The 9,272-nt window shown below is 44.0% G+C and carries 9 protein-coding genes; 3 read left to right on the forward strand and 6 right to left on the reverse strand.

The window, feature by feature from the left end; all coding sequences use genetic code 11:
- Positions 1 to 185: 185 nt before the first annotated feature.
- Together JGK16_RS31185 and thiL are read left to right on the forward strand one after the other, a co-directional pair.
- The gene (locus JGK16_RS31185; protein WP_293193752.1) at positions 186 to 500 is read left to right on the forward strand and encodes a hypothetical protein; all 315 of its coding nucleotides are present in this window, start codon (positions 186 to 188) and stop codon (positions 498 to 500) included.
- A 97-nt stretch (positions 501 to 597) separates the two neighbouring features.
- Positions 598 to 1,722, forward strand: coding sequence for a thiamine-phosphate kinase (gene thiL / locus JGK16_RS31190; protein WP_293193754.1), 1,125 nt, complete (start codon positions 598 to 600; stop codon positions 1,720 to 1,722).
- A 69-nt stretch (positions 1,723 to 1,791) separates the two neighbouring features.
- On the opposite strand, the gene JGK16_RS31195 is transcribed toward thiL, so the two are convergent.
- The 4 genes from JGK16_RS31195 to JGK16_RS31210 form a co-directional block, all read right to left on the reverse strand.
- Complete coding sequence (locus JGK16_RS31195) at positions 1,792 to 3,267, reverse strand: hypothetical protein (protein WP_293193756.1); 1,476 nt, start codon at positions 3,265 to 3,267, stop codon at positions 1,792 to 1,794.
- Positions 3,254 to 3,607 carry a hypothetical protein gene (locus tag JGK16_RS31200; RefSeq protein WP_293186774.1) on the reverse strand — a complete coding sequence of 118 codons (354 nt, stop codon included), beginning with the start codon at positions 3,605 to 3,607 and terminating at the stop codon, positions 3,254 to 3,256. Before JGK16_RS31200 ends, JGK16_RS31195 begins: the two co-directional genes overlap by 14 nt.
- 98 nt (positions 3,608 to 3,705) lie before the next feature.
- On the reverse strand, positions 3,706 to 4,545 hold the full coding sequence (locus JGK16_RS31205; protein ID WP_293193758.1) for an Rpn family recombination-promoting nuclease/putative transposase: 840 nt from the start codon (positions 4,543 to 4,545) through the stop codon (positions 3,706 to 3,708).
- 269 nt (positions 4,546 to 4,814) lie between these two features.
- On the reverse strand, positions 4,815 to 7,622 hold the full coding sequence (locus tag JGK16_RS31210) for a CHAT domain-containing tetratricopeptide repeat protein (RefSeq protein WP_293193760.1): 2,808 nt from the start codon (positions 7,620 to 7,622) through the stop codon (positions 4,815 to 4,817).
- Between the two features lie 11 nt (positions 7,623 to 7,633).
- On the opposite strand from JGK16_RS31210, the gene JGK16_RS31215 reads away from it, so the two are divergent.
- On the forward strand, positions 7,634 to 7,921 hold the full coding sequence (locus tag JGK16_RS31215; protein ID WP_293193762.1) for a hypothetical protein: 288 nt from the start codon (positions 7,634 to 7,636) through the stop codon (positions 7,919 to 7,921).
- A 104-nt stretch (positions 7,922 to 8,025) separates the two neighbouring features.
- Here the strand turns inward: JGK16_RS31215 and JGK16_RS31220 are convergent, their stop codons facing one another.
- On the reverse strand, positions 8,026 to 9,048 hold the full coding sequence (locus tag JGK16_RS31220) for a tetratricopeptide repeat protein (RefSeq protein ID WP_293193764.1): 1,023 nt from the start codon (positions 9,046 to 9,048) through the stop codon (positions 8,026 to 8,028).
- The coding region (locus tag JGK16_RS31225) for a hypothetical protein (RefSeq protein WP_293193766.1) at positions 9,018 to 9,272 on the reverse strand (255 nt) is incomplete at its 5' end. The genes JGK16_RS31220 and JGK16_RS31225, both read right to left, overlap by 31 nt.

Consider the following 9,272-nt stretch of genomic DNA (forward strand, 5'->3'; position numbering starts at 1 on the left):
CTAACAAAGACCGCCTCCGCGGGCTGGAAGAAAGACAAACAAAGACGGCGATTTAAATCGCTTCTACACTAACAAAGACCGCCTCCGCGGGCTGGAAGAGTTAATCAGATTAGTTGAAATTTAATTAACATCATTCTTTTGATATACTGAGATTCGTTATTCCAACTAGCAATTATAACGCTTTTATGGCAATTTTAGAATTTTTATTGGTAATTGGTTTGGGCGGATTCGCAGGCTTGTTGATTGTCAACAATCTGAATGAAAGCAAGCAAAAACGACAGTTGGATGAGGCTTTTTATCAGTTGTTGGAAAGTCAAAACAGTCAGATGTCGCTGATTCAATTGGCGGCTAGCGCTAGGGTTGAGGCTGAAGTGGCTCAGCAGTATTTAAACCGACAAGTTAAGATTTTTTCGGCGATTTTAGAGGTGGATGATGAAGGGGATACTTTTTATCGGTTTCCGAGGTTGCGCTTGCCGCCGAGTTCTGGTAAGGAATGGTAATGCAGTTGACAGTTGATAGTTGACAGTTGACAGTTGACAGTTGTCAGTGGTTAGTTGTCAGTTTCCTAATAATATTTAGTGGCTTTTAACTAATTTAATGCTGATTAAAGATATCGGAGAACAAGGTCTTTTAAGAATATTACAAAAATTCTGTCCCGCCGAAATTGTGGGTGATGATTGCGCTGTACTTCCGACAAATCCTCACCAATCTCTGGCGGTGACGACGGATATGTTGGTGGATGGAGTGCATTTTAGCGATCGCACCACCAGCCCTTATGACGCAGGATGGCGCGCCGCAGCCGCGAATTTGTCGGATCTGGCTGCGATGGGTGCAAAGCCTCTGGCGGTGACTGTAGCCCTGGCTGTGACGGCGGATACGGCTGTGGAGTGGGTGGAAGAGTTTTATCGGGGGATGACGGCTTGTCTGCAAGAGTATCATACGCCGATCGCCGGTGGGGATGTGGTGCGATCGCCCGTGGTGACAATTTCGATTACTGCTTTGGGACAGGTTGAGGAAAATCGTACCATTCGTCGGTCAAATGCGCGGGAGAATTGGGCGATTGTGGCTACTGGTGTGCACGGGGCTTCTCGCGCGGGATTGGAGTTGTTGTTGAATCCTGAATTTGGGCTAAATCTGGAAAAGGGCGATCGAACTTCTTTAATTCTCGCTCATCAGCGGCCTAAACCGAGGTTGGATGTTTTGCCGATGCTTTGGGAGATATTGGGTTGTGAAGGTGAGATAGAACCCCCCCTCAGTCCCCCCCTTGGTAAGGGGGGGAAGCAAGATTTGAATTCTCCCCCCCTTAGCAAGGTAGGCGTTAATTCTCCCCCCCTTACCAAGGGGGGGCCGGGGGGGGTTAATTCCCCAATTGCGATCGCCGGAATGGACAGTAGCGACGGTTTAGCGGATGCAATTATTCAGGTTTGTCGGGCTAGCGGTGTTGGTGCAAAAGTCGATCGCACGAAAATACCAATTCCCCCTAGTTTAAGCGAAATCGTATCCGCTGAAAAGGCTCTGGATTGGGCGTTGTACGGTGGTGAAGATTTTGAGTTGGTGCTATTTTTGCCGATCGCAAATGCTGAGTTATTAGTAGAAAAAATCGGAAATGGAGCCGCGATTATCGGCATGACTACCGATAGCACAGATATTTGGTTGACTGATAGCAGTGGTATTTATGGTGATATTAGATTGGAGAGCGATCGGGGATTTCAACACTTCTGAATCATATCTGATCTTAGTCCGCGTAGGCGGACATCGTTTGTGTAGACGCGGTTTCTAACCGCCGGGTTTCTAACCGCCTGGTTCATGATTCGACACTTCTTCCACCTCCCGCAAGATATCATTAACTGGTTGACTTTGGGAATTGGGTAATTGTGCAACAGATTTACGCCCAAACAATCTCAATCTACCATTAATTTTCCACGCACCATTAATCCAACCCATCAATCCAGAAACCAGGATGACAGCCAGGAGACTCCACAACAGACTAGCTAGGGCCGGATGAATGCGATCGCCATTTTGAGGTATTCTGAACACTATGTCTCTCTCTACATAATTCGCAACCGCAGACACCACAATGCCTCCAGCGCCTAATCCAGTACCGAGTATTTCAATTTTTCTTTCTAGGGAGCGATCGCATTCTGCTTGTTCAATATCGACAATTCCTCCCACCAACTCCACCGCAATCTTAATCAAATCAGTGCCATGTTTGAAATAGCCTAAATCGCCCTTAATTTGTTCTTGAAAATACGGACAAGTTCTATCAATGAAAAACTTGAACGTTGTCAAATCATCAGTTGGTATCTGCAATTTATCGCTAATTTGCAACAACTTTTCTTGATAGTTGTAAACATGAATATTAATCGTGTTATTAAAATCTTCTAAACATTCCAAAGCTCTTTCATAATTCAAGCTTTCTCGAAGTAACTCTTTTAGTTTGGTTTTTAGATACTTTAACGATTCATCTATATTAATACTTTGCCTCGAATCAACTCCAGTTGACAATTCAATCCGACTTACCTCGGTGATTTTTGCTTCTAGCTTTTCGATTGTTTGCTCAATCTCTAAATATCGTTCCTTAAGTAGATCGTAATTTCTGCGACTATCAATAAAAGCTTTGGTGATTTTATGGCGGTGATAAAACAGTTCAAACAAAGGTTGAACAATCTTCCCTAATTTTCCCTCAATGTCATCATCAACCAGATAAACAAATACCTGTACTTGACTTTTGGGAGAACTATACTCAAACATCGGAGAATCGAATAACTTAGTATCACGGTAAAAAGGTGGACGCACAGACTCTTCTGGGAAAAGATGTTTTAAACATTCATCTGCAACTTTGCGAAAGTCATTGTCACTTGGCTGTTGATAAGTTTTTGATTTGTAAGTAATCAAAATAGTTTGTCCTAGCCAATTTTCATGACTATCAGCAACCAAAAGATTATTAACATTGAATTGTGTTAATGCTGCGACTTCTAAGTCTTTGTTTTCGTCAGTTTCTGGGCTGCCAATTCTCGCTAAGATACCTTCACTATCATCGATGCGACAAAATCTTAAGGAACCATCGATTTGATTTGAATGCTCTAATTTGTTGGGTTTAGTGAGGGGATAACTGAGGTTTGCTTGAGAAAAAACTTTGGTTTTGTCCAGACTGAAATATTGCCAGATACTATTTGCCCAAGTCCAGATTGAGTCAACATCAGTTTTACTTTTGCTGCTGAGTTGGTAGCTGTAGATATAGACTTGGGGATGGTCAATTTTTAGCATCTGGTGCGGGGGGAATTGAGGGTGGTTGAATGCGTTGTTTTAAGTTTGCTTCTAGCTTTTTGATATCAGGATAGTTATTGGTGAGTGTTTCATAGCCCGGTGTGACTTCCGGTTCTGCATCATCAAGATTTTTGCGAGTCAGATTGGCAATCTGCTCTGCTACTTCGGGAAAATTTTGATAGACTTTATTAATAGCTTCTTTAACTGCTTTATCAGTAGCATCAGACTCAGCTATCGGCAAAACAGTCTTGAGTAATTCTTCAATAAATGGCGGAGTCAGAATCTCTGGGGCTTTGGTAATCGCGTTATAGATTTCCGACAAAATCAGGGTTTTCATCATAAGTTTACCTCAAAAATGGATGTACAATGTCAAGTGCTGTAGGAGCGGGTTTTACCAAAAACCAATAATCTCGTAAACCCGCCCCCACCAAATTTTGATTAATTTTGTTCAGCTTGTTTTTGTTGAGCTTCAGTGACAATCTTTGCTACTTCAGCTACCGGCAAGTCTAAGAATAGAGCAATTTGTTCTGTAATTAATCCCACATTAAACATTCTGAGGATTGCAGCTTTTTCTCGTTGTTTAGCTTCAGCTTGTAATTGAGCTTCTGCTTCAGCTTGTCCTTCCGCAAAAACATCTTGATAGAATCTGGTTTTCTTTAACTCACTGAGGTTAAACATGGCGGCAATCTCCTCTCTGGTTTTTTGGGGTAACTTGTAAACAATGATAGTTTCTAGTAAGTTGATGAAGCTCTCTCTGACTGCGATATTCACTATTTCGGTTTCGGCTTGTCTGGCTAAATTTATAGCCAAATCCGAGGCCGTGTTTTCTGGTTCGATTACCAGTTTAAGTAATTTTATCGGTAGAGATGCTGTTTCTGGTTGGGTAAGTTCATCCAGGTAAATGCGGGTGATTTTTGGGAGTGCCAGCATTTCCTGAAAGTGGATGTCACTTTCTCTTTCTGTTTGCCGATTTGGGTAAATGACTACCAATTGCCAAGGGTGCGGCGGTTGGTACTGTTTGAGATAGATGAATAGTTCGGCAAATAGACGATAGTACAGATTTGGGTCTGGTTGAAATTGGACTTCCACAATGTAGAATGGTAGTTGAGAATCTGCGACAATTGGCAGAAACAAACCATCTAGGCGAAAGGCTAATTGTTTGACTTCTTGGGATGTGAATTGGTATTGGTTTGTAGCATCGGCAGGTATACCCAGCAGGGCAAAGAAAATAAACGGAAATTCTTGGAAGATGCTGTAAAATAGGCTGTCGGTTTTCATCGATCGAATTTAATCTTTCTTTGAATTATACCCTATTCATTCACGATCGTATCATAATCCCAAGTGCTGTAGGGGCGGGTTCGCCGAAATATTTGACACCCATCGATGGATTATAAAAACCCGCCCCCACCCCACCGAAATATTTAGATCGCAATTCTATTGTACAAATAGATTGTGCGTTATATCATAGCCGGGGCGGGTTTATGAAATCTTTGGTTTTTATCGGAGATTGTTGGTGAACCCGCCCCTACAATATTTGCACATTCACATTATAAACCTATAGCACAAAACGCTCCCCAATGATAAACATCGCCGTAGGGTTTTACAGTCGGTTTGTAACGTCCCAGATATTCTGTAACATCTTCTTTTTGCTCTCCATCGAAACTATCCGAACCTTCCACCCATACTAGCAAATCTGAAGTAATAGCAGACTTAAACCAGCGCTGGGTATCATGGAGGGCTTGACCAATGCTAACTCCAGGTTGCAGTACCTCATAGAATTTTACCATCATCAAGGCAGTCGAGAGGTCATTGACAGCCCAAAGACTGGCCAAAGTTCCCATTGCTCCCGCGTAGAGAAATCCCGTCGGTAATCCAATATAATCGGAGCGATTCTGCGTATCAATTAGCGCGGTTTCGCAGGCGGAAAGCACCACTAGGCGGCACTGTTTGAATCGCAGTCCGAAAATTTCAGCTAAAGTCAGGCATTTGTCAATATCCGCTGTTTTGCCTGCGCGCCATTCCACATAACGCTCCGATCCCCCTAAATCTTCAATGATACCCCCTGACAAAATCAAAAACGACTTCAGCGGCTCATCAGCATTAAACGAACCGTGACAGGAAAAATGCGCGCAATGAGCATTTTCTAACTGCTCTAAATACTGTTCCAAAAGATTAGTTTTACTCGCTTCCGAGCCCGGAAGAATTTGACTGATGGCGAATTTGGGGGCGATGCTGGCGACTTCCAAATCGGTGTAGGGAAGATCCGAGGTGGGGTTTTGCAGGGCCAGGAGTTGGTCGAAATTTGGGTGGATTGTAATCTGTTGCAGGAGTTGGCAACTGGGGCTGTATTGAATCCCTTGGGTGAATCTATCTAACAAGAATTCGTCGTCGGTTAGGGGTAGGGCGTGGAGGGGGAACAGGTGCAGCAACCAGTGGGGAATTAGGATTAAGCGGGTACTTTGTGAGGGCAGAATTGTGGTGATTTGGAGGATTTCGGCAAGACGCTGGAGATAGTCGGAGAGTTTGGTTTGCCAGTGGGTTTTGCTTTGTTTGTAGTCGGCCCGGTAGTCATTAACTAAGTTGATTAATTCATCGCATTGAGGATTTCGATGCACTGTCAGCACGTCGGGGTAAGTGAGGACAAAGGTGATGATTTCTTTGTCGGTGATGTACCACTCAATTAGGGCGGTGTCTGGGGTGAGGAGTTGGATAATTTCGGTGAAAGTAATGGGTTTTAGGACTTGGGGGGTTTCCTGTTTTTGGGCGATGACTTCGACAAGGTTGCGGGCTTTGTTGGCTTCGGCATATAAGAGTGCTTCTTGGTTGCTTTGGCGATCGAGGCATACTTGCACCATGCCCATGTAGAGTTTATCCCACTCCAAATCGTGTTTTTGCTTAGTTTCATCTCCCGACTCCAACTCTCGTAGTTTGGAGGCTCTGATTATGGCATTTTTAAAGGTATCGTAGGCACTTTGGAGAGTTGGTGCTTTTTGGTTTGTGTCTTCTGGTTTTTCTCGGTTAATGTAGTCTAGTTTCTTCAGATAAGCCAAGCCCAGGTTATTTAAAGTTTCTACGTTTTCTAACGGGAAGTGCTCGCGAGTGCTTATCTGTAAAACCAAATTGTAAAAAGCGATCGCCTGTTCGATATTGTCTGCTTTCTCTCCCCTGATTCTTTGGCAGTAGGCAATTGCCAGATTATTTTGCGTCGTTGCCCAATATTCGGGAAAAGCCTCGCGGGTGAAGACTTCCAGGGCGGCATTGTAAAAAGAGATCGCCCGTTCGATATTGTCTGCTTTCTCTCCCCTAATTCTTTCGCGGTAAGCTTCTCCCAGATTATTTTGGGTCTCAGCCCATCTTTTGGGAAAGTTATCACTGGTGTAAACTTCCAGTGCGGCCTTGTAAAATGCGATCGCCCGTTCGATATTTTCTTCCCGCTTTCCCCTGATTCTGTGACGGTAAGCTTCTCCTAGATTATTTTGGGTCTCAGCCCATCTTTTGGGAAAGTCATCGCGGTTGCGGGTGCGGATTTCCAGTGCGGCAGTGAAAGATGCGATCGCCTTTTCAATATTGTCTGCTTTATCTTCTTTGATCCTGGAATAGTAGGCAGCCGCCAGATTATTTTGCGTCGTTGCCCAATCTTGGGGAAAGGCTTCGCGAGTACGAACTTGTAGTGCCTCTTGGTAACAAAAGATCGCCCCTTCCAGATTTTCCGCCCGAGAACCTTTGATTCTTTTACTATAAGCAGCAGCTAGGTTATTTTGAGTTTGAGCATATTTTTCGCTTCCCGGTTCCCGATTATTTAAAACTATTTGATAACCAGTAATGGCAATTTCAAGATTATTCGCTCTATTCCCACGGGGAAATTGATTAATATGAATACTCAAATCTTCAATGAGGGCGACAATTGAGCTAATTGTTTCTGCGTTTTCGCCATCAAGTAACCTCTGGGATACCTGCTGTAAAAACTCGGCAAAACGGCTATTGAGGAGATGTTGCCGTTGATCGAGCATGGGGTAAATTACTTTAATATCGCTATTACTAGCTTCTTCTGCTTGCAATAATTCTAGGATAAAGTTGGCATACTCTTGGAAATTTTCACCTTGAGAGTTATTGCTATCTCCGTCATCGTTCATATCGATGAATTGCCCTAGGTGACTGGCCAGATTTCGGAGGAAATTCGCGCCATTTTCACCTCCTTGTGCTGCCAACTTTGCCGCTACTGACTCGCAAGTTTCCAGAAATCCGCGATCCAATAATTCTGAGTTATCTTGTAATATCTGGGGTTCATCTCCGTTAGGGCAATTCAGTAGGGTGTGAATTAATTGGAGATAGGCTTCGGCGCGGGTTTCTTCCATTGTGGAGAGTTGTGAATAACACCTATGTTTTATTTTATCATAGTTGGGGTTGGTTTGCTGGGTGGCGAGAAACCGGGTTTTTGCGAGGATATTCGATGCGAGGCGAAGATATCGGAAAAAACCCGGTTTCTGAGATTGTCGGTGGTGGCGAGAAACCGGGTTTTTACGAAGATATTGGATGGGAGGCGAAGATATCGGAAAAAACCCGGTTTCTGAGATTGTGCGTGGTGGCGAGAAACCGGGTTTTTGCGAAGATATTCAATGAGAGGCGAAGACATCGGAAAAAACCCGGTTTCTGAGATTGTCGGTGGTGGCGAGAAACCGGGTTTTTGCGAGGATATTCGATGCGAGGCGAAGATATCGGAAAAAACCCGGTTTCTGAGATTGTTAAAGTAGCCTCACATTAGGCATTAGCCAGCTTCTTTTGAATCATTGCCCAATATTCAGGGAAAGCCTCACGGGTATATACTGTTAAAGCTGCCTCATAAAACGATCGCGCCTTTTCGATATTTTCATCCCGCGAACCGTTGATTCTGTCATTATGGGCATTACCTAGGTTATATTGAATCATTGCCCAATCTTCAGGAAACTTTTCAGGGGTACGAACAGTTAAAGCAGCGTCAAAAAATGCGATCGCGCGATCGATATTTTCATCCCGCGAACCGTTGATTCTGTTGGCGTAAGCAGCAGCTAGGTTATTTTGAGCCATAGCCCAATCTTCCGGGAAAGCCTCAAGGGTGTAGACTGTTAAAACAGAGCCATAAAGCGCGATCGCCATTTCCACATTTTCCGCCCGCGAACCCTTGACTCTGGTAATATAGGCAGCAGCTAAGTTGTTTTGAGTTTGAGCAAACTTTTCGCTTCCCGGTTGCCGATTATTTAAAACAAGTTGATAAGCGGCAATGGCAATTTCAATATTATTCGCTCTATTCCCACCGGAAAAATTACTAATATTAATGGTCAAGTCTTCAACGAGGCTGACAATTGACTCAATAGTTTGGGCATTTTCGCCACCAATTAACCTCTGCAATACTTGCTCTAAAATCTCCGAAAAACGAGCATTGAGAAGATGTTGTCGTTCGGCTAGCATCGGGTGAATTACTGCTGTATTGCTATTGCTACCATCTTCTGCTTGCAATAACTCTAAAATAAAGTTTGCATACTCTTGGGCATTTTCACCTACGGAGTTATCGCCATCGTTGATATCGATTAATTGTGATAACTGGCCGATCAGATTTCGCAGGAAATCAGCGCCGTTTTGTCCTCCTTGCTGTGCCATTTTTTCGGCTACCAACTCGCAAGTTTCCAGAAATTCGACATCCAACAATTCTGAGTTATCTTGTAATATCTGGGGTTCCGATCCGTTGGGGCAATTCAGCAGGGTGTGAATTAGTTCTAGGTAGGCTTGGGCGCGGTTTTCTTCCATTGTTGGGGAGTTGTGAATAATGTCGGGTTTATTTTATCATGGTTGGGGGTTTTGGGGGTTGTTGCAAAGATAAGACGGCGGTTGGAAACCGCGTCTACACAAACGATGTCCGCCTCCGCGGACTGAAGAAGATAACGTAATTTCACCGCCTTTTCTTCAACCCGCGGAGGCGGGTTTTGTCTGTGTAGACGCGGTTTCCAACCGCCGGGTTTCCAACCGCCGGG

The sequence above is a fragment of the Microcoleus sp. PH2017_09_SFU_O_A genome (assembly GCF_020738625.1).
Lineage (GTDB): Bacteria > Cyanobacteriota > Cyanobacteriia > Cyanobacteriales > Microcoleaceae > Microcoleus.